The 22,062-nt window shown below is 67.9% G+C and carries 22 protein-coding genes and 1 tRNA gene; 8 read left to right on the top strand and 15 right to left on the bottom strand.

The features are described 5' to 3' along the window. Window positions 1-38: 38 nt before the first annotated feature. The 11 genes from GYM46_RS08900 to GYM46_RS08850 form a co-directional block, all read right to left on the bottom strand. A complete protein-coding gene (locus GYM46_RS08900) occupies window positions 39-401 on the bottom strand; it encodes a hypothetical protein (RefSeq protein WP_164952659.1) in 363 nt (120 codons plus the stop codon). Window positions 402-431: 30 nt separating this feature from the next. Next, window positions 432-575, bottom strand: coding sequence for a hypothetical protein (locus GYM46_RS08895; protein WP_164952658.1), 144 nt, complete (start codon window positions 573-575; stop codon window positions 432-434). A gap of 213 nt (window positions 576-788) precedes the next feature. Continuing rightward, on the bottom strand, window positions 789-1,385 hold the full coding sequence (locus tag GYM46_RS08890; RefSeq protein WP_244304223.1) for a methyltransferase family protein: 597 nt from the start codon (window positions 1,383-1,385) through the stop codon (window positions 789-791). 8 nt (window positions 1,386-1,393) lie between these two features. Continuing rightward, a complete protein-coding gene (locus GYM46_RS08885) occupies window positions 1,394-1,993 on the bottom strand; it encodes a cation transporter (RefSeq protein ID WP_164952743.1) in 600 nt (199 codons plus the stop codon). 59 nt (window positions 1,994-2,052) lie between these two features. Further along, window positions 2,053-2,409, bottom strand: a complete 357-nt coding sequence (locus GYM46_RS08880) for a DUF190 domain-containing protein (RefSeq protein ID WP_164952656.1) — start codon at window positions 2,407-2,409, stop codon at window positions 2,053-2,055. 53 nt (window positions 2,410-2,462) lie between these two features. Then, complete coding sequence (locus tag GYM46_RS08875; RefSeq protein ID WP_164952655.1) at window positions 2,463-5,708, bottom strand: efflux RND transporter permease subunit; 3,246 nt, start codon at window positions 5,706-5,708, stop codon at window positions 2,463-2,465. A 3-nt stretch (window positions 5,709-5,711) separates the two neighbouring features. Continuing rightward, window positions 5,712-6,875, bottom strand: coding sequence for an efflux RND transporter periplasmic adaptor subunit (locus tag GYM46_RS08870; RefSeq protein ID WP_164952654.1), 1,164 nt, complete (start codon window positions 6,873-6,875; stop codon window positions 5,712-5,714). Next, window positions 6,872-8,131, bottom strand: a complete 1,260-nt coding sequence (locus GYM46_RS08865) for a TolC family protein (RefSeq protein WP_164952653.1) — start codon at window positions 8,129-8,131, stop codon at window positions 6,872-6,874. Before GYM46_RS08865 ends, GYM46_RS08870 begins: the two co-directional genes overlap by 4 nt. 55 nt (window positions 8,132-8,186) lie before the next feature. Continuing rightward, on the bottom strand, window positions 8,187-8,519 hold the full coding sequence (locus tag GYM46_RS08860; RefSeq protein WP_164952652.1) for a hypothetical protein: 333 nt from the start codon (window positions 8,517-8,519) through the stop codon (window positions 8,187-8,189). A gap of 68 nt (window positions 8,520-8,587) precedes the next feature. Beyond that, complete coding sequence (locus tag GYM46_RS08855) at window positions 8,588-9,283, bottom strand: class I SAM-dependent methyltransferase (RefSeq protein ID WP_244304221.1); 696 nt, start codon at window positions 9,281-9,283, stop codon at window positions 8,588-8,590. After that, on the bottom strand, window positions 9,235-9,885 hold the full coding sequence (locus GYM46_RS08850; RefSeq protein ID WP_164952651.1) for a cation transporter: 651 nt from the start codon (window positions 9,883-9,885) through the stop codon (window positions 9,235-9,237). The genes GYM46_RS08855 and GYM46_RS08850 overlap by 49 nt, the downstream gene beginning before the upstream one ends. A 154-nt stretch (window positions 9,886-10,039) precedes the next feature. Here GYM46_RS08850 and lspA point away from each other — a divergent pair, with 154 nt between their 5' ends. The 7 genes from lspA (at window position 10,040) to GYM46_RS08815 (ending at window position 17,916) form a co-directional block, all read left to right on the top strand. Continuing rightward, window positions 10,040-10,564, top strand: coding sequence for a signal peptidase II (gene lspA / locus GYM46_RS08845; protein ID WP_164952650.1), 525 nt, complete (start codon window positions 10,040-10,042; stop codon window positions 10,562-10,564). Then, complete coding sequence (locus tag GYM46_RS08840; protein ID WP_035307551.1) at window positions 10,561-11,103, top strand: MAPEG family protein; 543 nt, start codon at window positions 10,561-10,563, stop codon at window positions 11,101-11,103. Before lspA ends, GYM46_RS08840 begins: the two co-directional genes overlap by 4 nt. A gap of 52 nt (window positions 11,104-11,155) precedes the next feature. After that, window positions 11,156-11,590 carry a MerR family transcriptional regulator gene (locus GYM46_RS08835; protein ID WP_052004910.1) on the top strand — a complete coding sequence of 145 codons (435 nt, stop codon included), beginning with the start codon at window positions 11,156-11,158 and terminating at the stop codon, window positions 11,588-11,590. A 213-nt stretch (window positions 11,591-11,803) separates the two neighbouring features. Further along, window positions 11,804-13,072, top strand: coding sequence for a cytochrome P450 (locus GYM46_RS08830; RefSeq protein ID WP_244304219.1), 1,269 nt, complete (start codon window positions 11,804-11,806; stop codon window positions 13,070-13,072). A 4-nt stretch (window positions 13,073-13,076) separates the two neighbouring features. Then, window positions 13,077-14,489 carry a dihydrolipoyl dehydrogenase gene (gene lpdA, locus GYM46_RS08825; protein ID WP_164952649.1) on the top strand — a complete coding sequence of 471 codons (1,413 nt, stop codon included), beginning with the start codon at window positions 13,077-13,079 and terminating at the stop codon, window positions 14,487-14,489. A 161-nt stretch (window positions 14,490-14,650) separates the two neighbouring features. Then, entirely contained in the window at window positions 14,651-16,582 is a 1,932-nt protein-coding gene (locus GYM46_RS08820) for a cytochrome c/FTR1 family iron permease (RefSeq protein ID WP_088582524.1), read from the top strand. Window positions 16,583-16,806: 224 nt separating this feature from the next. After that, window positions 16,807-17,916 (top strand): Fic family protein, encoded by a 1,110-nt coding sequence (locus tag GYM46_RS08815; protein ID WP_164952648.1) that lies wholly within the window; start codon window positions 16,807-16,809, stop codon window positions 17,914-17,916. A 116-nt stretch (window positions 17,917-18,032) separates the two neighbouring features. On the opposite strand, the gene arsH is transcribed toward GYM46_RS08815, so the two are convergent. The 3 genes from arsH to GYM46_RS08800 all read right to left on the bottom strand — a co-directional run bounded on the left by arsH (window position 18,033) and on the right by GYM46_RS08800 (window position 20,336). Then, window positions 18,033-18,788, bottom strand: coding sequence for an arsenical resistance protein ArsH (gene arsH / locus GYM46_RS08810; RefSeq protein WP_035307546.1), 756 nt, complete (start codon window positions 18,786-18,788; stop codon window positions 18,033-18,035). Window positions 18,789-19,259: 471 nt separating this feature from the next. Continuing rightward, window positions 19,260-19,334: transfer RNA gene (locus tag GYM46_RS08805), tRNA-Gly, on the bottom strand. Between the two features lie 219 nt (window positions 19,335-19,553). Further along, complete coding sequence (locus GYM46_RS08800; RefSeq protein WP_040349825.1) at window positions 19,554-20,336, bottom strand: SDR family NAD(P)-dependent oxidoreductase; 783 nt, start codon at window positions 20,334-20,336, stop codon at window positions 19,554-19,556. 55 nt (window positions 20,337-20,391) lie between these two features. Here GYM46_RS08800 and GYM46_RS08795 point away from each other — a divergent pair, with 55 nt between their 5' ends. Continuing rightward, complete coding sequence (locus GYM46_RS08795) at window positions 20,392-20,781, top strand: YkvA family protein (protein ID WP_008258645.1); 390 nt, start codon at window positions 20,392-20,394, stop codon at window positions 20,779-20,781. 157 nt (window positions 20,782-20,938) lie between these two features. Here GYM46_RS08795 and GYM46_RS08790 read toward each other — a convergent pair whose 3' ends face one another. Then, window positions 20,939-21,940, bottom strand: a complete 1,002-nt coding sequence (locus GYM46_RS08790; RefSeq protein ID WP_040349826.1) for an NADPH:quinone oxidoreductase family protein — start codon at window positions 21,938-21,940, stop codon at window positions 20,939-20,941. Between the last annotated feature and the right edge of the window lie 122 nt (window positions 21,941-22,062).

The following is a 22,062-nucleotide window of genomic DNA, read 5'->3' as shown; positions in this document are numbered from 1 at the left end:
CGGACCCTAGTCCTGGAGCGGGCAAGGAAAGGTTATCGTCACGGCCAGGGCGGCCCACCTGGATAGAGCACCGCCGTTCCAACTGCGAGGGCGACCGCCAGGCCGATCGCTGTGACACGGCGAGGCCAGCCGCGCCGGGCGCTGACGAGACAGGCGGCGCCGAGCAGCGCCAGGATCGCGCCGTAGCCGAGATGCAGCGGCAGTTTGAAGGCGCCGGACATCCTCAATCCGAAGACGAGCGCCCCGCCGACGGCGAGCCCAAGGCTGATCAGGGCTGCAACGAGGTCGAGCACCGGCCGGGGGGGCTCCGGCCGCCTGCGGCGCCCGGCGCGGCGTTTGCTGTAGGGCCGTTCGGACCAGCCGGGGCTGCGTCCGCGCACCGTTAGTCTCTTTCCGCCCATTTGCTTATCCTCAGCCGAACGCCGGCCCGGTCAGCGATAGCTGTCCTCGACCTCTCCACAGGGATGTGTCTCGATCTGGACGGTGGAGTTGTTCGCGAACCTCGCCTCGAGGAGGGCTGCGACGGTCTCGGCGCCCGAAACCCAGACGTGGAGGTCGTCGAGGGCTGTCGACACCGTCGATCGTCTCGACGGCCCCGCGCGCCCCGCCCCCCAGGACCACGCCGCGCGGCGCGCCTTTGCTGGTCACAGTGCAAGAACGCGAGCGCCGCTGGCGAAAGCGCAGGGGCGCCAGGAGATCGCCCACGCGAAGTCAGTCGAAGTGCGCCATCGCACGGGCACTACCGTCGATGTCTTCATGATCGCTCAAGTGTTTAGCGGTGCCCGGCCTCAAGGTAGTTGCACCAAGGTGTGAAAGCCTTGGAACCTCTGGATTGCCTCTATCGCTTCGAAGAGCGGAAGCGCCAGAAGGAAGACGCTTCCGTCCCGGATCGTCCGAATGAAGAATGCTGGCCGGACAACGACTTCAGCATCGTCTCTCCAAAGCGACGGATCGGGAAGAAAACGGGGAGTGCTATTGCGATAGTCTTCATAGGGGCGCCCGAACGCATCGGTGAGGAAACGTTCCTCCCAGTCCACGACGATTCGAAAGACCACCCAGCAGGCAAAGGCAAATGCGATTCCTACGGTCAGGCCCGACTGCGCGCCCATCCCGAATGCCCCAATGAAGCTGAAGACGTACAGAGGATTCCGGCTGACGGAATAAGGACCCGTCGACACGATTTCCTGCTTTTTGCGACCGCCGATATAGAGCGAACACCAAGCGCGGCCTATGACGCAGACCGCGATAGCAACCAAGCCTAGTTGCTCTGCCGGATGATCGAGCGAAGGCCAGGGCGTGATGAACATCGTGCAACCGAGGAGCAGCACTCCGCCGACCAGGATGCCTCCTTTGCGCCAGCGTTGGACGGATTGAATGTCAATCATCGCAGGGCTCATTGAGACTCGCTCTCCTCTAGACGCGAGCGGGCGGCGTCGCGGAGGATTTCCAGGCCGCCCTTCACGGCGATCCCGGCCACGATCAGGCCCACGAGAAGGTCCGGCCAAGACTGATCCAGCCAAAGGACCAATCCGCCCGCGATCAAGATGCCGCCGTTGGAGGCGAAATCATTGAGACTGAAGGTCTCGGCGGCCTTCATGTTCACGTCATCGCTGCGTTGGCGCCGGATCAGCTCCAGGCACACGAAGTTTACGATGGCGGCCACCACAGCCATGGCCATCATCGTCCAGCCGATCGGCTCGGTCCCCGTCAGCGTCCGCCTCAGCACGTCCAACAGAACGCCGCCCGCGAAGATCAGGAGCATGATCCCGGACGCCCGAGCGGCGCGGGTCTTCCAGATAAGAGCCCGGCCAACCGCCGCAAAGCTGATCAGGTAGACGGCCGAATCGGAAGCATTGTCCAGGGCGTTGGCCAGCAAGGCGCTTGAGTCAGCCAACCACCCGGCAACGCCAAGACCGAGAAACAGCGCGGCATTGAGAGCGAACACAACAAGCAGAACCTGTCGCTGGCGGCTTTCGGTTTCAGGGGTGTTCATGTGTTCTCCATCGGTTTCAGGGGTGTTCATGTGTTCTCCATCTCGCGCCCTTCCAGTATCTAAACAGCGCCGGTCGCGGCGTGGGGCCAGCGCAGAACCTCGACCGCCTCAAGCGTGATTGGGCCCAGATGCTCCAGATCCGTCAGGGTCTGGACGAAGGCGCGAAGCTTCGCCTCGTCGTCGAGCATTTCGACGATCAGGGCCTGATCATCATCCAGAAGATGACGCCGATGCATGTGTGAGGTGTGACCGAACCCAACCAGGGCTCGCAGAACGGTCACGCCGGCGACGCCGGCCGCCCGGGCCCGTTCGGCCACGATTTCGAAGACCTTGCGGTCGCCGAAATAGGCGGCCTCGTCGGTGTAGATGCGCAAGAGCTTTATTGGAAAGGGCACCAGCGGGATTGCAGCGGACATAATGATCTCCTGATGAAACGTCCCCGCCGCCGAGGCGGCGGCGGGGACCGGGACTATTCCGCCGGGACCGGTTCCACGGCCGGCGCGTCGCTAGGTTTGGAACGCCGCCCCTCGGTCAGGCCCAGGACCAGCCGGCTCATGGCCGGCAGGACGAGCAGCGTGAGCAGGGTCGCGGTGATCAGGCCGCCGATGACGACCATGGCCAGGGGCTTCTGCACCTCGGCTCCGGTGCCGTGAGCCAAGGCCATGGGCACGAAACCGATGGCCGGGACGAGACCCGTCATGATGACCGGGCGGACCCGCTCCATGCAGCCCTCGATGATGGAGCGGGTGAGTTCCATCCCGTCATCGAGCCGCTGCCGGATCGACGACATGACCACCAGGCCGTTCAAGACCGCGACCCCGGCCAGGCAGATGAAACCCACCGCGGCCGACACCGAGAAGGAGATGCCGGTGAGCGCCAGGGCGAAGACCCCGCCCGCCAACCCCAAGGGCACGGTGAGGAAGACCGCCACCGCCCGACCGAGCGTTCCTACGGCGAGGAAGAGCACTGCGAAGATGGCCAGGAAGCAGATCGGAACCACCAGAGCCAGGCGATCGGACGCCGCCTTCAGGTTCTGGAACTGCCCGCCCCACTCGATCCACGATCCCGCCGGAAGCGGCACCCGCTCGACCTTGGGCGTCGCCTCGGTAACAAAGGACCCGACGTCCCGGCCGCGGACATTGGCCTGGATCACAACGCGGCGCTTGCCGTTCTCGCGACTGATCTGGTTCAGCCCCTCGGCGGAGCGGAACGTGGCCACCTGACGCAAGGGCACGGACGCGCGAACGCGGCCTTCCTGCTCCGGCAGCATCACGGGGAGGGCACCGATCGCGTCGAGGTCGTTTCGGCTGGCGTTGGGTACGCGCACCACCACATCGAAGCGCCGGTCGCCCTCGAACAGCTGCCCGGCCTCGCGCCCGCCCATGGCGGCGGCCACCGTGTCGGCGACCTCCGCCACGGTCAGGCCGAACCGGGCGATCGCGGCCCGGTCGAAGGTGACGTCCAGCGACGGCGCGCCGTCGGTCTGTTCGACCTTGACGTCGGCCGCGCCCGGGGTGGCGTTGAGCTGGGCCGCGATCTGATTGGCCGTGGCCGTCAGCTTGTCGAGGTCGTCGCCATAGAGCTTGATGGCCACATCGCCGCGCACGCCGGCGATCAGTTCGTTGAACCGCAGTTCGATCGGCTGGCTGAGTTCGTAGGCCTGCCCAACCTGGGCATTGGCCGCAGCCTCGACGCGCTCGATCACGTCGGCCTTGGTGTCCACTCCTTTTGGCCATTCGTCCTGCGGCTTGAGGATGATGAAGCCATCGGAGAAGTTAGCCGGCATCGGATCGGTGGCGACCTCCGCTGTTCCCGTCTTGGAGAACATCACCTCGACTTCCGGCAGCTGTGTGATGGCCCTCTCCACGCCCACCTGCATGCGCAGCGACTGTTCTACCGCCGTCGAGGGCACGCGCTGGGAAGCCAGGGCCAGGTTGCGTTCGTCCAGCGTCGGGATGAATTCCTGACCGAGCATCGTGAAGACCATGCCGGCTACGGCGAACAGGGCCAGACCGCCGCCCACGAAGGGCCAGGGACGAGCCACGGCTTGACGCAGCACCGGCTCGTATTTCGCCTTGATCCAACGAATGAAGAAGACGTCTTTCTCGGAGACCTTGTTGCGCATCACCACGGCGACTATGGCCGGGATGAAAGTGATGGACAGGATGAAGGCCGCGACCAGCGCCAGCATCAAGGTGATGGCCATGGGCGAGAAGGTTTTGCCCTCCACGCCCTGGAAGGTCAGCAGGGGGGCAAAGACGAGCAGGATGATCGCCTGACCGAAGACGGTCGGCTTGATCATCTCCTGGGTGGCTATGGTGGTTTCCTCCAGCCGTTCGCGCAGGCTCAGCAGACGGCCCTCGTGGTGTTGTCGTTCGGCCAGCCGACGAAGACAGTTCTCGATGATGATCACCGAGCCGTCGACGATGAGGCCAAAGTCGAGCGCCCCCAGGCTCATCAGATTCCCTGAGACCCCCATGAAATTCATGCCGATCGCCGTCATGAAGAAAGAGAGAGGGATGATCGCCACGGCGATCAGGGCGGCGCGGAGGTTGCCGAGCAGCAGGAACAAGGCGACGGCCACGAGGATCGCACCCTCGATCAGGTTGCGCTCAACGGTCGATATCGTGGCGTTGACCAGTTTGGAGCGATCCAGCACCGGCGTGACCTTGATCCCCGGCGGCAGCGACCGAACGGTCGTCTCCAGTTGTTCGCCGACCGAGCGGGCGACGGTGCGGCTGTTCTCGCCGATCAACATCAGGGTGGTGCCGATGACGACCTCGTGGCCGTTCATCGTCGCGCCGCCTGTGCGCAGATCGCCGCCGAGACGAACGGCGGCGACGTCGCGCACGGCGACGGGAACGCCGCCGCGCGTGGCGACGATCGCCTCCTCGATCTGACTGAGGCTGCGGATACGGGCGTCAGCCCGCACGAGATAGGCCTCGCCGCCGCGCTCGACGAAGTTGGCGCCGATCGAAAGGTTTGCGGCCTCTAGGCCTTCGGCCAGTTCGCTGAAGGAGACGCCGTATTGGGCCAGACGGGTCGGGTCCGGCTCGACGACGAACTGCTTTTCGAAGCCACCGATGGTGTCAACACCCGCGATACCGCTCACCGTCCGCAGTTGCGGGGCGATGATCCAGTCCTGCACGGTCCTGAGATAGGCCGCGCGAGACACGTCGTCCGTCAGCCGATCGCCTTCGGGCGTCAGGAAGGAGCCATCCGACTGCCAACCCGGCTGGCCGTTGCGAACGGTCGCGCCGCGACCGCCCGGGTTGGTGTAGTCGATGGCGTACATGAAGACCTCGCCCAAGCCCGTCGTGACAGGGCCGATACGGGGTTGTACGCCGTCGGGCAGGCCCGCTTGGGCCTGGACGAGTCGTTCATTGACCTGCTGGCGCGCAAAATAGAGGTCGACCTTCTCGTCGAAGACCAGCGTGACCTGCGAGAAGCCGTTACGCGACACCGACCGGGTCGAATGCAGGCCGGGGATGCCGGCCATGGCGGTCTCGACAGGGAAGGTGACGCGCTTTTCGATCTCGACGGGCGAGAGAGACGGATCTTGAGTGTTGATCTGAACCTGTTTGTTCGTGATGTCGGGAACGGCGTCGATCGGCAGCTGTGTGAGCTGCCAGGCGCCGTAGGTGGAGACGATCAACACGAGGGCGATGATCATCCATCGCGCCCGCACCGACAGGGCCATGAGGTTGGCGATCATGATCTATTCTTCCTCGCCCGAGCCCTTGCCCAACTCGGCCTTGAGCAGGAAGGCGTTGCGGGTGGCAATGGTCTGACCGGCCGTCAGGCCGGAGGTGATCTGGGCCCGGCCGGCGCTGCGCTGGCCGACGATGACCGGCGCCGCGGTGAAGCCGTTGGCGGTCCTGACGAAGACCACGTCGCGGCCTTCGACGGTCTGGATGGCTTCTTCAGGCACCGACACGCCCTCGGTGGTTCCGGCGTCGCGGGTGTATATCCGCACAGCGATCGCCTGGCCGGGACGCAAGCCTCCCACGCCGGAGACGGTGAGCAGGACGGTGGCGGCGCGGCTTTCCGCATCCACCCCCGGGGTGATCGACCGCACCGTGGCCTGGACCTCGCCTTCCGGCAGGGTGATGCTGGCCCGGTCGCCCGGAGCGATCCGGCCCGCGTCCTCGGCGGAAACCGAGGCCTGAACCTCGATCTGGCTGGCGTTGGCGACCCGGAACAGTTCGGTCCCGGCCGTCACGAAGGCGCCGAGGGTGGCATTGGACAAGGTCACCCGCCCGCTGATCGGGCTGACGACCCCCGTGCTGCGGCCGTCTCCGGAGACCCGGGCGGCGGCGGCGGCGGACGAGGTCCGTCGCGCTTCCGCCTCGGCTTCCGCCATGACGGTCTGGGCGGCTTCAAGATCCTGTCGCGCGGTGATCTGCGAGTCGAACAGCCGCTGCTCGCGGGCGAGCGCCTGCCGGGCTGCGGTCAAGCGAGCCTGGGCGGTCGCCCGTTCGGCGGCGATGGAGGAGGCCTCGCGGCTCTCGATCAGGGCCACGGTCTGGCCGGCGCGCACGCTGTCGCCGAGGCGCAGTGAGACGCCGGTGATCACGCCGTCGGCGCGGGCCGCAAGCACGGCCTCCCCTTGGGGCGTGCCAACGACGGTGCCCTGGGCCACGATCTCGGCGCTGAGCGAGCCGCTGCCCACGGGCGCGAGGATGATGCCGGCCGCCTGAATACGGGCGGCGTCCATCTCCAGGGCCTCGCCGGCGCCGTGTTCTTCTTCGGCTTCCGCAACGGCTTCCGCCGGCGCTTCCGGACCACGCGTCATGCTCCAGACGGCGAACCCGCCGCCGAGAACGATCACGGCTGCCGCCGCGCCGCCGAGGAGGCGTTGCTGGTTTGTGAATCTCTTCATTGGGCGGATCCTTCAGTTTCGGTGGCGCGTGTCAGGGCGGCGACGGCTTGCGCGCGCTCCAGCTCGGCGGTGATCATGTCGGCCTGAACGGTGTTGAGCGCCTCTTCGGCGTCCAGCACGTCCAGCAGGGTGAAGCGGCCAGCCGAGAAGCCTTCACGCGCGATGCGCACGGCTTCGACCGCATCGGGTTCGGCCCTTGTTTTGAGGAAGGCCAGTTGGGCCTCGGCCGTCCGCAGCGCGGCCTGGGCGTCGCGGGTCCGCCGGATGGCGCCGGCGAGGGCGGCGTTGCGGCGAGCCTCGGCTCCGGTCCGCTCGGCGTTGGCGGCGGCGATATTGCCCTGGTTCCGGTCGAACAGACCGATCGGCATGGAGGCGCCGAACACCAGAGCTGTGTCGTCCGTGCCCCGGAACTGGCGGGCGCCCACGCTGACGGTCACATCGGGGCGGGACAGGGTCCGTTCTCGCTCGACGACGGCGATGGAGGTCTCCACTTCGGCTTCGGCGAGGCGCACGTCGAGCGCGCTGGCCGGGTCGATGACGGCGCCGGACGCCGTCGGGGTTTCAGCTGCGGTCGGTTCGGGCAGGTCTTCGCCCCCGCCCCACAGGGCGGCGAGCGCCCGCTGAGCTTCAGCGTATTCGGCTTCAGCCGCGCGAACCCGTCCGACCGCTTCTAGGGCGGCGGTGCGCGCTCGCAGAGCTCGCAGCGGCGGTTCGCGACCGGCGTCCACCAGTTCGGTGGCGATGGTCTGAAGGTTATCAGCGCGCATGAACTGATCGCGGGCCAGTTCGACCCGGCGGCCGTCCGCCCAGGCCTCGGCGTAGGCGTCGCGCACCTGCTGTTCCAGGTCCGCCTGCGCGACCGCGAAGCGCAGCCGGGCGGCGTCCACCTCGGCCTGGGCGGCGCGCTCGCGCGCGGGCCGCTTGCCGCCGAGTTCGAACCGTTGGCCCACACTCAACGTGCTCTCGGCGTCGTCGACGCCGGAGAAGCCGCCGGTGCCGGCGAAATTCTCGACCTCGAGGCCTAGTTCGGGATTGGGCCGGAACCCGGCCTGTTGCGCGCGGCCGACGGCGGCGGCGACATCGGCTTCGGCGGCGGCCAGCGTGGGCGAAGAGGCCGCGGCGCGAGACAGCGCCTCGGCCAGGGTGACGGGTTCGGCGAAGGCTGACCCTGCGGTCAGCATGGCCAGGATCGCCGCGAGGGCGATCGCGGCTCCGCCGGCCGCGGGGTGCGGCAGACGGCGTTTAGGAGATGGCATAGGTCCTGTTTCCCGGAAGGTTGACGTGGAAGGCGCGCGTTCGCGCGCAGTCCCATCAGCCTCTCGGTGGGCGTTCCGGTCCGGCGGGCTTCCGGGACGGTCGACGGTCCACCAACAGAACCGGGTGTGGTCCGCTGGCTTTGACCGTCGGGCTCATCTCCGGCGCCGCGGGCAGCGCCGCGACGCCGCCATGGTGGCACTGACAGTGGGCGCCGCCGCGCAGACCGACGGTTCCGCGGTCGGCATTGTCTTCCCCTGAAGGCCCAACGAACCGTTCGGCCGTGGCGGCCGTGAGCGAAGCCCCGGCCTCTTCCGCGACGCAGGCGGCGGCATCGACCGCAGTGATCAGGACGAAGAACGACAGGAACGACGCCAGTAGCATCGCCATCCTCCCTCGTCTCGCCGATCCGCATCCCATACGGCCCTGTATCACGCTCCGCCCGCTTCGTAACCGCTTCATGGTCGCACCGCGCGATAGAAGGCGATCGCGCCCGTCAAGGTCGGCAGGACATCGACCTCGCGGACATCCGTGAAGCCGGCCTCGACGATCAGGTCTGGCAGCACGCCGTCGGCGTTCGGCTGCGTGTTCTCGTAACCATCCAGCGACTGCACGATGCGGAACAGCATGCGCATGGAGCCTGTCTGACGTCCGTAGTCGGCGATGTGCAGCGTCCCGCCGGGCTTGAGCGCCCGCAAGCTCGCCGCCAGACCTCGCCGTTTCTCTTCCATGGGCAGCTGATGGAAGACCAGGCTGGACACGATCTTGTCTGCGGCGCGGTCGCCGAGGACGGCGGCGACATCACGCGCGAAGGCCTCCACGAACAGGATGTTCTGGCCGGCCGCCGCCGCCTTCGCCGCCGCGCGCCTGAGAATATCGTTGTCAGGATCGACGCCGACGATGCGCGCGCCCGGCGCCCGCTGCGCCAGGCTCACGGCGAATGAGCCGGTTCCGCAGCCGAGGTCGATGACCGTCTCGCCCGGCTGCGGCGCGACCTGGTCGAGCAGCCGCGCCCGCCATACGCGTTCGCGCGTCAGCATGGTGATCACGGGGTCATAAAAGCCGCTGAGGGCGGCATGGCCGAGCGCGGGGGTGAAACTCGCCGTCACGCCGCGGCCCTCAATTCTTCGCGGGACTGTTTCAGGATCGACCAAGCGGAGTGCAGGAAGATCACCGCCAGGATTGCACCGGCGATGAGATCGGGCCAGCGCGAGGCGGTCAGCCAGACAGCCAACCCGGTCGCCGCAACCACCAGGCTCTGGATCAGGTCGTTGCGCGTGCACAGCCAGACCGAACGGACATTGGCGTCACCCTCCCGGTGGCGGACCAGCAGAAGGGCGGCCAGGGCGTTGGCGAAGAAACCCAGAGCGCCTAGTCCGGTGATGATGAAGCCCTCCGGCGCCGCTCCGGTCGTGGCGCGCCAGATCGCATAGCCCAGGATGAACAAGGCCAGCGCCGCGAGGCTGGCGCCCTTGATCATGGCTGCGCCGGACCGCACGGCGACCGAACGGCCGATCACGGCCAGGCTGATGCCGTAGGTGGCGGCGTCGGCCAGGAAGTCGAGGGCGTTGGCGCCCAGGGAGGCCGAGCCCTGCAAGGCCGCGCCGCCGGCAATGGCCAGGAAGGCGGCGCCGTTGATGGCGATCACCGCCATCAGGATGCGCCGATAGGCCGGAATGGCGCCGTCAAACTTGACGGCCGCGCCGCAACCACAGCCGGACGAGGCCGGATCACAGGACGGGAGGGATTCAGTCATCGGGTCACCTTTCGATGGAAGCATGCATCCTCCAGTCGCTTGAGGATCAAGCCGAAAATGAATGCTTGGTCTGAAAGGCGCCTATTGGCCGAAACCGGCTTGATCCTCTAGTAGCTAGAGGAAGCATAATCGGTTGAAATCCATTGGAGGCCTTATGATCACCGTGCACCCGACCCGACGTGCTCCCGGACGCCTGCAGGCGATCGCCTTTGCGCTCGTCGTGCTGATCGCAGCTCTGGATCAGGCCGCCAAGGCCGCAGCCCGCGCTCAGCTGGCCGCCCCGGTGGACCTCACGCCGTTCCTCGCACTGCGTTTGGGCTTCAATCCCGGCGTCACCTTCGGCCTGTTCGCCGGCTCGGGCGACGCGGGGCGATGGGCGCTGAGCGCCGTGGCGTTTGTGATCGTCGGCGCCTTGCTGGCCTGGATCTGGCGGACGCGAAGCGCCGTCACTGCGGTCGCGGCGAGCTTCATTGCCGGCGGAGCGATCGGGAACCTGCTCGACCGGCTGCGCTCCGGTGCGGTCACCGACTTTATCGACCTTCATTGGGGCGAGGCCCACTGGCCGACCTTCAACCTGGCCGACGCGGCCATTGTTTGCGGTGTCGCGCTGCTCCTCCTGACCGCTCGGAGCTCGGATAGCCGCCCGGCGGCCTCGACCCTGGGACGGGCGGCGCGATGACCCTGTCCGCCGACCAGAGGGGAATCGCCGTCCGCTCGGCGCTGGCGATCCTCATCACCGCCGGGGCGGTCGCATCGGCCTGGCTCTGGCTGCCGCCGCCGCTCCTTGGGGCCGCGCCGGACATGGCGACGGCCGATCGGCTGGCCTATGCCCTGAAGGCGGACCTCCCGGTCTTCCTGTGGCTCGCCGCCTGCGTGAGGGCCGTCGCCAGCATCCGGTTCCGCTCGGGGGCCGACCGGCCGGGCTCCGCCTTTGCGGCGCCCAGCGCCAGGCTCGCCGTACCCGCCGCCGTGCTCCAGAACTCGCTTGAGCAGACAGTCCTGGCGGTCGGCGCCCACCTCGTCCTCGCCACCGTTCTGCGCGGCGAGGAGATGATCCTCCTGCCCGTGCTGGTCGCCCTCTATCTCGTCGGTCGTGTGTGTTTCGCCATGGGCTATCCCCGCGGCGCGGCCGCCCGCGCCTTCGGCATGGCTCTCACCGGCGTCTCAACGATCGGCGCCTTCGGCATCGCCATCGTCCTCATGGGGCTGGGTCGATGACCCTCCCTCGACCCGCCGTCCGCCGTTCAGTCCGCCGCCCCGAGATGACGCGATGACCTTGCCCTCTTCCGCCTCGCCCGGCCTGCGCCCCATCGGCAAGCTGGCGGCCGCCACCGGCGTCAAGGTCCCGACCATCCGTTTCTATGAGGAGATCGGTCTGCTTCCTGCCCCGCTGCGCACCGCCAGCGACCGGCGCATGTATGACGACGCGGCGGAACGCCGCCTGTCGTTCATCCGGCATGCCCGCCAACTGGGCTTCGATCTGGATTCGATCCGCTCCCTGCTGGATCTGTCCGATCACCCGGATCGACCCTGCGCCGAGGCCAGCACTCTGGCCGAACGCCATCTGGCCGATGTGACCCAGAAGATCGCCCGGCTCCGGGCCCTCCAGCGCGAGTTGTCGCGCATGACCGCGGAATGCGCCGGCGGCCGGGTCTCCGCCTGCAAGGTGATCGAAGCGCTGCACGATCCGTCCGCTCCGCTGTGAATCCGGCCCTCGATCAGTTCGACCCACTCTTCGCGGATCCGCCGCGCCCGCCGACCGGTCGAATATCCGGTTGGCAAGATGACCCTGGAGCCATTGGGTCACGGCGACGTTTGCACGAGATCCGGAGCTCCCGTCGCGGACCGCTCTTCTATCTGGAGGACTTCGATGGCGCATAGGCGGACGTCGCGACTTGGCGACCAGACCCTGGCCCTGTTGGCGGACCCGTACCGGCGCCTCTCCCGCCTGTTCGAGCAGGCCGGCGCCGACGCCTTCGAGACCCGTCTGGCGCTGAAGGAGACAATCTGTTTGAGGGGCCGCGAGGCGGCTCGGGTCTTCTACGACGAGGCCCGAATCTCGCGGGCCGGCGCGATGCCGGCGCCCGTTCGTCGGACGCTCCTTGGAGAGGGCGGCGTCCAGGGCCTGGACGGCGAGGCGCACCGCGCTCGCAAGCGCGTCTTCATGTCCCTCATGTCGCCGGAACGGATCGCGCGGCTGGGCGAGCTGTTCGAGGCGGAGTGGCGGCGCGCGGCCGTCGAATGGGCCGGTGAGGAAGACATCGTGCTGTACGATGCCCTGCAGCCGGTTCTGACCCGCGCCGTCTGCGCCTGGGCCGGGGTGCCCCTTGCGCCGGAGGAAGAAGCGAGACGGGTCCGTCACCTGAGGGCGCTGTTCGACGCAGCCGGATCGCGAGGACCACGTCACCTGTGGTCAAGGCATGCGCGTCGGCGCGTCGACGCCTGGCTGGCGTCGATCATCGAAGACATTCGCGCCGGCCGTCTGTCTCCGGATCCGGAGACCGCCTCTCACGCCTGGGCCCGGGCCCGCGCCGGCGATGGCGAACCGTTGCCGCTCCAGACGGCGGCGGTTGAGCTGGCCAATGTGCTCCGGCCGACCGTGGCGACCTCGGTCTACATCGTGTTTGTAGCGCACGCGATGCAGGCGCACCCCGAGGCGGCCCGCCTGGCCGCCGCGGACCCCGGGCGCCGCCGCGCCTTCGTTCAGGAGGTGCGGCGCTTCTACCCGTTCTTCCCGGCGGTGATCGGGCGCGTGCGTACGCCGTTTCGCTGGCGCGATCTCGTCTTCCCGGAGGGCCGGCAGGTCGTCCTCGATCTCTTCGGCTCCAATCACGACCCCGCGGGCTGGAACGATCCCGAGGAGTTCCGGCCGGAGCGCTTCATCGACGGCGCCGGAGACCCGTTCGGTCTCATTCCCCAAGGCGGAGGGGATCCGGCGACTGGTCACCGTTGCCCGGGCGAAAGCATCGTCATCGACCTGATGGAGCGCGCCGTCGGCTTGCTCGCCGACCTGAGCTACCGGCTGCCGGATCAGGACCTGGACATCGACTTCCGCCGACTGCCGGCCCTCCCCAGGAGCGGGTTCCGAATGGCGACGCGTGACGCCGCCCTGGCTAGGTCGGCGCCTGATGCTGGCTCCATGGGCTGGCCGCGCCCTCTTCACCCATCCATCCACAGCAAGGCCTGACCCCATGGGCGCTTCCACGATGTCGTATGATCTGGTGATCATCGGGGGCGGGCCAGGCGGATACCCCTGCGCGATCCGGGCGAGCCAGCTCGGCATGTCGGTGGCCGTCATCGACGACCGCGAAGTGCTCGGGGGAACCTGCCTGAACATCGGCTGCATTCCGTCCAAGGCGCTGCTGCAGGCCACCGAGCGGCTGGAGATGGCGCGCAACCTGGAAGCGTTCGGCGTCCTGGTCGACAATGTGCGGGCCGACCTTGACGGCGTTATGCGGCACAAGGGCAAGGTGGTGACCGAGCTGGGGGAAGGGGTCGCCTACCTCCTGCGCAAGCACAAGGTCACACGCCTCCAGGGCCGCGGGCGGCTGCTGGCGCGCGACCGCGTGGAGGTGAGCGGCGCCGACGGCCCCTTCGAGGTGCAGGCCCGCAAGGCGGTGGTCATCGCCAGCGGATCGGAAGCGGCGACCTTGCCCGATCTGCCCATCGACGAGCAACGGATCGTCACCTCGGCCGGCGCGCTGAGCCTGACGGCGGCGCCGCGCCATCTGGCGGTGATCGGCGGCGGCTACGTCGGACTGGAGCTGGGGTCGGTCTGGCGCCGGCTCGGCAGCGAGGTCACGGTTATCGAGGTGCTCGACCGGATCGCGTCCGGCGTCGACTCGGAGATGTCGACGGCGCTGCACAAGGTGCTCGAGGCCCAGGGCTTCGAGTTCTGCCTCGGGCACAAGGTGGTCGGATCGCGGATGGACGGCGACGACGTCGTCCTTGACGTCGAGCCCATGGGCGAAGGCGCGCGGGGAACCATCAAGGCCGATGTCGTGCTGGTTTCGATTGGCCGACGCCCCGCCACCGCCGGGCTCGACCTTGAGACGGTCGGCATCAAGCCCGACCGCAAGGGCTTTATTCCGGTCGACGACGGCTTTCGAACCAGCGCCGAAGGGGTCTACGCCATCGGCGATGTCATCGGCGGCGCCATGCTGGCCCACAAGGCGGAAGAGGAAGGGATCGCCCTTGCCGAACGCCTTGCCGGCGGCGCAGGCCATGTCGACTACGGGACGATCCCCGCCGTCGTCTACACCTGGCCGGAACTGGCCTCAGTCGGGCGCACCGAGGACGACCTCAAGGCGGCCGGCGTGGCCTATCGCGTCGGGCGCTTTCCGTTCTCGGCAAACGCCATGGCCAAGGCGCGGTTGGAGAAGAACGGGTTGGTCAAGGTGTTGGCGGACGCCAGGACGGACAAGATTCTCGGCGTGCACATCCTGGGGCCGGACGCCGGCAGTCTGATCCATGAAGCGGTCGCCGTCATGCAATTCGGCGCGGCGGCCGAGGACGTGGCGCGGACGAGCCATGCGCATCCGACGCTCCCGGAAGCCTTGCGCGAGGCATGCCTGGCTGTGGCGGACCGCACGATCCACCTGTAACGAGCGCCGCGCCGCGTAGCTGCCCGGGCTGGCCACGCAGCGCCGTGGCGTCTCGGCGGACGGGGAGCCGTCGCCGCCTGCGAGCCCGGCCGCGTCGCGAATAAAGCGCGACAGTGCCGTCGCCTGAATGCTATTGCGAGCCGCTCACAACTAGGTCTCCCATGCGCCCTCTGCTCCGCCTTTTCGCCCTGATGCTTGCGATGGGGCTGTCCGCACCCGCCCTGGCCCAGGCGCCGTCCGCCTCCGAGGCCCAGGTCGCCTGGCGACTGCTCGACTATGTGGCGGTCGACTATGCCGGCGCGGTTGCCAATGGTCAGGTGACCAATCCGGCCGAATACGGCGAGATGATCGAGTTCGGCGGCCAGATCCGGACCCGACTGGACGCCCTGCCGCCGAACCCGGCCAAGGCCGGCCTGATCCGTGACGCGGAGGCCCTGCAGGCGGCCATCCTCGACAAGGCCGACCCGGGGGTCGTCGGGGCCCGAGCCAAGGCGCTGGCCGGCGCGGTGCTGGCGGCCTATCCGAGCCCGCTCGCGCCTTCGTTCCCGCCTGATCTGGCCCGCGGCGCGACCCTCTATGCCGAGCAATGCTCGGTCTGCCATGGCGTGACCGGACGCGCCGACGGCCCGGGCGCCGAGGGGCTCGACCCGCCTGCGATCGCCTTCGCGGATGTGGAGCGCGCCCGTCAGCGCAGCGTGTTCGGCCTCTACCAGGTGATCGATCAGGGGCTCGAGGGCACGGCCATGGCCAGCTTCGCCCATCTGCCGGCCGAGGATCGCTGGGCCTTGGCCTTCTACGTGGGCCGGTTCGCCTTCACCGACGCCGAAGCCGCCGAAGGTCGACGCCTCTGGGAGAGCGACGCGGCGATCCGCGCCGCGTTCCCTGACCTGGCCGCCCTCACCCAGGCCACCCCGGCGGAGCTGGCGACAAGGATCGGCGAGACGAAGGCGCGGGCGGTCATCGCTCACCTGCGTCGCCATCCCGAGGCGACGGTTCGCGCCGAGGGATCGACCCTGACCCTGGCCCGGACGCGACTGGCCGAAAGCGAGGCCGCCTATCGCCGGGGCGACCGCAAGGCCGCGACCGACCTCGCCCTCTCGGCCTATCTCGACGGCGTCGAACCGGTGGAGCCGGCGCTCGGCGCTCGTGACGGCGCCTTGCTGCGGCGGGTCGAGACGGCCATGACCGACCTGCGCATCTCGATCAGCAGGCGCGCGCCGACCCAGGAGGTCGCGGACCGGGTCGCCCGCGCGAACGCCCTGCTGGACACGGCCGAACGCGCCCTCGCGCCCCAGGAGGCGGACAATCTCGCCAGCTTCCTCGGCGCTTTCACCATCCTGCTGCGCGAAGGGCTGGAAGCCATCCTCATCGTGGTGGCGATGATCGCCTTCCTGAGGAAGGCCGAACGGCCCGAGGTGCTGCGCTACGTCCACGGCGGCTGGGTGGCCGCGCTGGTCGCCGGCGGCGCCACCTGGGCGGCCGCGACCTTCTTCATCTCCATCAGCGGCGCCAGCCGGGAGCTCACCGAAGGATTCGGCTCGCTCCTGGCGGCCGTGGTGCTCGTCTCGGTCGGCATCTGGATGCATGGGAAGTCGCACGCCGACGCCTGGCAGACCTATATCCGCGACAAGCTCTCCCACGCGCTGTCGAAGCGGTCGGCCTGGTTCCTGTTCCTGCTGGCCTTCATCGTCGTCTATCGCGAGGTGTTCGAGACCATCCTCTTCTATGCGGCGATCTGGAGCCAGGGCGGCCATCTCGGCATGCTGGCCGGCGCCCTGACGGCGGTGGCCATCCTGGCCGTGGTGGCCTGGGCCTTGCTGGCCTACAGCATGCGCCTCCCGATCGGCCGGTTCTTCTCGCTGAGCTCGATCCTCATGGCCATCCTGTCGGTCGTCCTCGTCGGCAAGGGCGTGGCTGCGCTGCAGGAGGCGGGCTGGCTCGATGTCCATCCGCTGGAGTGGATCCCCCGCATCGAGATCCTCGGTCTTTATCCGACGGTCGAGGGCGTCGCCGTTCAGCTTCTGACGATTGCTATCCTCGTGGTCGGCTTCTCCCGGCATGCGGCGCCGAAGGGCGCGCGCCCAGCCTCTTGAGCGGGCGTCTCCGCCTGAGGCCCAACTGCGGCCCGCGGGTTTCGGAGCTCCTTGGGCGCCGATAGCCGCGCAGTCCGCGGATACCCAGGGTGCGGGGGCCGCCTATAGTGTGCGAGGCCTCCCTTGGTGCGGAGATTAGGCGTCCTATTCTCCGCACTTCACGCGGAGAACAGCCTTGCTCCTGCGGCGCATAACGCCCATATTCCCCGCAAGGAGTGCGGGGAATGGCGCAATACATCCATGAGATCGAAGGCTGGCCGCGTCTGGAATGGCGCGCTGACGCGCTTGCCGATCGCCTCCCAGCCGTCCGTCATCGCCAAGGCCTTCTGCTTGGCCGGATGCACACGCTCGGCTTCGACCTCCGCGCTGAAGCCGTCCTCGAGACCCTTACCGAAGATGTCCTGAAATCCAGCGAAATCGAAGGCGAGCTGCTCGACAAGGATCAGGTGCGATCCTCCATCGCCCGCCGCCTCGGCATGGATATCGGGGCCCTCGCCCCCGCGGATCGCAACGTCGAAGGCGTCGTCGAAATGATGCTCGACGCGACCCAGAACTTTGCGTCTCCGCTCACCGAGGAACGGCTGTTCGGCTGGCACGCCGCCCTGTTTCCGACCGGACGCAGCGGCATGACGAAGATCGTCGTCGGCGCCTGGCGCAACGAGAGCTCCGGCCCGATGCAGGTCGTCTCGGGCCCCTTCGGACGAGAGCGCGTGCACTATGAAGCGCCGCCCGCCGCCCGTCTGCAGGACGAGATGCGCGCGTTCCTCGACTGGTTCACTGACGAGCCGCGGACGGATCCGGTCCTCAAGGCCGCGATCGCCCACCTGTGGTTCGTGACCATCCACCCGTTCGACGACGGGAACGGCCGGATCGCCCGGGCGATCGCCGACATGGCGCTCGCCCGTTCCGAGAAAAGCGCCCAGCGGTTCTACAGCATGTCCGCCCAGATCCGGCTGGAGCGCAAGGACTACTACGCGACCCTGGAGACGACCCAGAAAGGCGCGCTGGACGTGACCCTCTGGCTGGACTGGTTCCTCGGCTGCCTCGATCGCGCATTCGACGGCGCGGAAGCCACCCTGACCCATGTGATGCGCAAGGCGCGCTTCTGGGAGGCGCTCGCAGGTCAGACGTTGAGCGAGCGCCAGAGCACGGTCATCAACCGGCTGCTCGACGGCTTCGAAGGCAAGCTCACCTCGACCAAATGGGCGGCGCTGACGAAGTCCTCGCCCGACACGGCCTTGCGCGACATCAAAGATCTGGTGGACCGGGGCATCCTCGTGAAGGATGACGGCGGGGGACGCAGCACAAGCTATTCTCTGGTCGATCGAGGATAAGCGCCTCCCCATGGCGCCGGCGAGGCTCTGCGCCGTGCGGCTCCACTGAAGACCCTGCCTCGACAGGGAGGATCGCAATTCGCCAGTTCTGGCGCGTTACCGCCAAAAACGCAGCCTCAGGCCTGGCGTGCGATAGCAATGGCCGAGAGGTCGGACGCGGCATCCACCAAAACTCCGGCCGCCTTGCGCTCCGAATAGCGGTCCACGAGCTGAACGGCGTGGGGCCGGACCAGGATGGTGAAGCGCACCAGTTCCTCCATCACATCGACAATCCGCTCATAGTAGGCCGAGGGTTTCATCCGGCCGGCCTCGTCGAATTCCTGGAAGGCCTTGGCCACGCTCGACTGGTTGGGGATGGTGACCATCCGCATCCAGCGGCCCAGAAGGCGCAGAGTGTTGACGGCGTTGAAGCTCTGGGACCCGCCCGACACCTGCATGACGGCGAGCGTCCGGCCCTGGGTCGGGCGCATGCCGCCCAGGCTCAACGGCAGGTGATCGATCTGCAGCTTCATCAGTCCGGAGACCTGGCCGTGCCGCTCCGGGCTGCACCAGACCATGCCCTCCGACCACAGGGCGTGTTCGCGCAACTCGCGCACCGCCGGGTGGTCGTCGTCGCCGGGCGCGCCCGGCAGGGGCAGGTCGGTGGGGTCGAAGATGCGGGTCTCGCATCCCATTTGCTGCAGCAGGCGGGCCGCTTCCTCGACGCAGAACCGCGAATACGACCGCTCGCGCAGCGATCCGTACAGGAGAAGGATACGCGGCGCCGGCTCGGTCGGGCCCAGTCCACGGGCGGGATCGGCGGACAGATAGGCCGCGTCCAGAGCCGGCAGATGATCCGGGTCCGGCAGCGAGCGCAGGCGGGTGAAGGTCATCACAGGTCCTTGGTCAGACAGGCGGCCGACGCCGGCCAGACGTCCGCGAAGTCCGACGTGCGGACGAGCGATAGACCGGGCCGGTCCTATTAAGGTCACTACAGGACGGTGAACAGCAATCGCTCGGGACCGCGCCGAGACCGCGACACCCTGACCGTCGCCAAACCCCGCGGGATCCTTCAGAGAGTCAAAGGCGGCGGTTGACGGATACGAGGCAAGAAGCTGCGGGCAACAACATTCCAAGGCACTATTTTCCCGTGACCTGCTCGCGGGTCGATCTCCGCAAAAATTAGTTCGGTCTTTTCAGCAGATTTCAGGGGCCTTCACCGCAATGCGCCATGCCAATGGACAGGCGAGCGCTCGCCAGCAAAAGATTTTTGGTAGCGGTGTGGTAGCGGCGTAAAAAATAGGGTGGGCGATCCCGTTGGGATCGCCCTGCCATAACCTATTGATTGCCTTGGCAATCTCGACTGGAGCGGGCGAAGAGATTCGAACTCTCGACCCCAACCTTGGCAAGGTTGTGCTCTACCACTGAGCTACGCCCGCACTCCGTAGGAGCTAGGTGCGCTCCCCGTCGAGGAGGGGGCGTATAGCGGAGGGTTGCGGCAGGCCGCAACCCCTTTTTTTGGGCTATCGCACTTCGTGCTGCTTGAGCCCAATTTCTCGGACCGTTTCAGCACCCCACACGCCCTTGGCGCTCAAGCAGCGAGCTTCGTCATTCCCGCGAAGGCGGGAACGCGTCGCGAGCGTAGCGCCCCCCGCGCCTCAGCGCGGCGCCAGTCTGATAGCCCCGTCCAGGCGGATGCACTCGCCGTTGATATAGACGTTGCGCGCCAGCTCCAGCACCAGGGAGGCGTAGTCGGCGGGCGTGCCCAGGCGGCTGGGGAAGGGGATGGCGGCGGCCAGGGCGTCCTGGATCTTCTGGTCCATCCCGGCCATCATCGGCGTCCACATGATGCCGGGCAGGATGGTGTTGCAGCGCACCCCTTCCTGGGCCAGATCCCGCGCGATCGGCAGGGTCATGGCGTAGACCCCGCCCTTGGACGCCGAATAGGCCGCCTGGCCGATCTGGCCGTCCTGGGCCGCCACCGACGCCGTATTGACGATCAGGCCGCGCTCGCCGTCCGCCATCGGCTCCAGCGTCACCATGCCCGCCGCCGACTGCGACAGGACGCGGAAGGTGCCGAACAGATTGACCCGCACGGTGCGTTCGAACTGGGCCATGTCGTGGGCCTTGATCTCGCCGGTGTCCTTCTTGCGCGAGACGGTCTTCATTCCGGTGGCGATGCCGGCGCAGTTGACGGTCAGCCGCTCCTGGCCGTGGGCGGCGCGGGCCTTGGCGAAGGCGGCGGCGACCGAGGCGTCGTCGGTGACGTCCACTTGGCAGAAGACGCCGCCGATCTCGGCCGCGATGGCCTCGCCCTTCTCGGCGTTCAGGTCGAACAGGGCGACCTTGGCCCCGGTGGCGGCGATGGCGCGCGCCGTGCCTTCGCCCAGACCCGAGGCGCCGCCCGTGACCACGGCGGAAATGGTGCTGTCGAGTTTCATCCCGGTCATTCCTATGTTGTACTGAACCTGAGTTTCGTTTGAGGATTTAGCGGCCATGAGCGCCAAAGCCAAACCCGTCGACGCCCTGGACCCGCGAAAGGCCCTCGTGCCCTCTGTCGTCAAGGTCAACGAGGTGCGCATCGCCAAGGGCTTCTGGCCCAAGATCCAGCGCACGGCCGCCCGCATCCCCTTCGCAGATCAGGCCCTGGCCGCCTGGTACGCCGCGCGCGACCCGGCGACGCCCTTGCCGGCCAAGGGCATGATCTTCGCCGGCCTGGCCTATTTCATCATGCCGATCGACGCGATCCCCGACCTGTTCGCCGGCATCGGCTATACCGACGACGCGGCCGTGATCGCCGCCCTAATCGCCACCCTGGGCGCCAACATCAAACGCCGCCACCGCGACCAGGCCGAGGACGCGGTTCAGCGGCTGAAGGGGAAATAGTCCAACCCCTCTCCCCTTGCGGGAGAGGAGACCGCGCACGGCGGCGCAGCCGTCGTCCTGGCGCGGTCGGGCGAAGGGTCGCGCCGGCCTCGCCGTTTCGCACAAACCCCTCATCCGGCCCTTCGGGCCACCTTTTCCCGCAAGGGGAGAAGGTGGCTCAATCCCCCACCGTCACAACGATCTTGCCCAGAGCCTGACGGTCGCCCAGCGCCTTGATCGCCTCCCCGGCCTTCTCCAGCGGGAAGGTCTGCGACACGCGCGGCCGGATCTTGCCTTCGGCGTACATCTGCATCAGCTCGGTCATGTTGGCGGCGTGCCCCTTCGGATCACGCGCCACGGCCGCGCCCCAGAAGACCCCGATCACAGACACCGACTTCAGCAGGGTCAGGTTCAGCGGCAGGGACGGGATTCCCGCCGGGAAGCCGACCACCAGATAGCGCCCGTTCCAGTCCATGGCCCGCAGCGCCGGATCGGCGTAGTCGCCGCCCACCGCGTCATAGACCACGTCGGCCCCGTCTCGCCCCGTCGCCAGTTTGAACTCGCCCGACAGTTCCTTCTGCGCCGCCCTGTCCATCGGCCCGGTTGGATAGATCAGGCCGTTGTCGGCCCCCAGGTCCAAAGCGAACTGGACCTTGTCATTGGTCGAGGCGGCGGCCACGACCCGCGCCCCCATGGCCTTGCCCAGTTCGACCGCGGCGGCGCCCACGCCCCCGGCCGCCCCCAACACCAGCAGGGTCTCTCCGGCCTTCAGCTGCGCCCGGTCCTTGAGCGCATAATAGCTGGTGCCATAGGTCATGATCAGGGCCGCCGCCTCTTCGAAGCTCATGGCCTCTGGAATGGGAATGACCGTCTCGACCCGCACCGCCAGCCGCTCCACCAGCCCGCCCCAGCCGGGCACGGCGATGACCCGGTCGCCCTTGGCCACGCCCTTGACGCCCTCGCCCACCGCCTCGACCACGCCAGCGACCTCGGCGCCGGGCGAGAACGGCCGTTCGGGACGGAACTGGTATTTGTCCTCGATGATCAGCGTGTCGGGATAGTTGATCCCCACGGCCTTGACCTCGATCACCACCTCGCCCGCCCTGGGCGTGGGATCGAGCACGTCTTCCACCACCAGGGTTTCGGGACCGCCAGGAGCCTTGGACAAGACAGCGCGCATTATTCCTCCTTGGCCTAGCGCGCTTCGCACGACTTGAGGCCGTTGGTTTATTGGACAAGCCGACATGGCGCGGCCTTCATCCCAACGCTAAAGAGCGCCACGCCCGATTGAAAGAGGCGACA

This window comes from Brevundimonas mediterranea (assembly GCF_011064825.1).
Taxonomy (GTDB): Bacteria; Pseudomonadota; Alphaproteobacteria; order Caulobacterales; family Caulobacteraceae; genus Brevundimonas; species Brevundimonas mediterranea_A.
Note: the sequence above shows the minus strand (reverse complement) of the source record. Positions and strands in the feature narration are given on the sequence as shown.

Coding starts and splice junctions, on each gene's coding strand:
- GYM46_RS08885 (WP_164952743.1), bottom strand. CDS start 1,993: ATGAACACCCCTGAAACCGAAAGCCGCCAGCGACAGGTTCTGCTTGTT.
- GYM46_RS08865 (WP_164952653.1), bottom strand. CDS start 8,131: ATGCCATCTCCTAAACGCCGTCTGCCGCACCCCGCGGCCGGCGGAGCC.
- GYM46_RS08850 (WP_164952651.1), bottom strand. CDS start 9,885: ATGACTGAATCCCTCCCGTCCTGTGATCCGGCCTCGTCCGGCTGTGGT.
- lpdA (WP_164952649.1), top strand. CDS start 13,077: ATGGGCGCTTCCACGATGTCGTATGATCTGGTGATCATCGGGGGCGGG.
- lspA (WP_164952650.1), top strand. CDS start 10,040: ATGATCACCGTGCACCCGACCCGACGTGCTCCCGGACGCCTGCAGGCG.
- GYM46_RS08880 (WP_164952656.1), bottom strand. CDS start 2,409: ATGTCCGCTGCAATCCCGCTGGTGCCCTTTCCAATAAAGCTCTTGCGC.
- GYM46_RS08800 (WP_040349825.1), bottom strand. CDS start 20,336: ATGAAACTCGACAGCACCATTTCCGCCGTGGTCACGGGCGGCGCCTCG.
- GYM46_RS08840 (WP_035307551.1), top strand. CDS start 10,561: ATGACCCTGTCCGCCGACCAGAGGGGAATCGCCGTCCGCTCGGCGCTG.
- GYM46_RS08815 (WP_164952648.1), top strand. CDS start 16,807: ATGGCGCAATACATCCATGAGATCGAAGGCTGGCCGCGTCTGGAATGG.
- GYM46_RS08790 (WP_040349826.1), bottom strand. CDS start 21,940: ATGCGCGCTGTCTTGTCCAAGGCTCCTGGCGGTCCCGAAACCCTGGTG.
- GYM46_RS08835 (WP_052004910.1), top strand. CDS start 11,156: ATGACCTTGCCCTCTTCCGCCTCGCCCGGCCTGCGCCCCATCGGCAAG.
- GYM46_RS08890 (WP_244304223.1), bottom strand. CDS start 1,385: ATGATTGACATTCAATCCGTCCAACGCTGGCGCAAAGGAGGCATCCTG.
- arsH (WP_035307546.1), bottom strand. CDS start 18,788: ATGACCTTCACCCGCCTGCGCTCGCTGCCGGACCCGGATCATCTGCCG.
- GYM46_RS08860 (WP_164952652.1), bottom strand. CDS start 8,519: ATGGCGATGCTACTGGCGTCGTTCCTGTCGTTCTTCGTCCTGATCACT.
- GYM46_RS08795 (WP_008258645.1), top strand. CDS start 20,392: ATGAGCGCCAAAGCCAAACCCGTCGACGCCCTGGACCCGCGAAAGGCC.
- GYM46_RS08870 (WP_164952654.1), bottom strand. CDS start 6,875: ATGAAGAGATTCACAAACCAGCAACGCCTCCTCGGCGGCGCGGCGGCA.
- GYM46_RS08900 (WP_164952659.1), bottom strand. CDS start 401: ATGGGCGGAAAGAGACTAACGGTGCGCGGACGCAGCCCCGGCTGGTCC.
- GYM46_RS08875 (WP_164952655.1), bottom strand. CDS start 5,708: ATGATCGCCAACCTCATGGCCCTGTCGGTGCGGGCGCGATGGATGATC.
- GYM46_RS08820 (WP_088582524.1), top strand. CDS start 14,651: ATGCGCCCTCTGCTCCGCCTTTTCGCCCTGATGCTTGCGATGGGGCTG.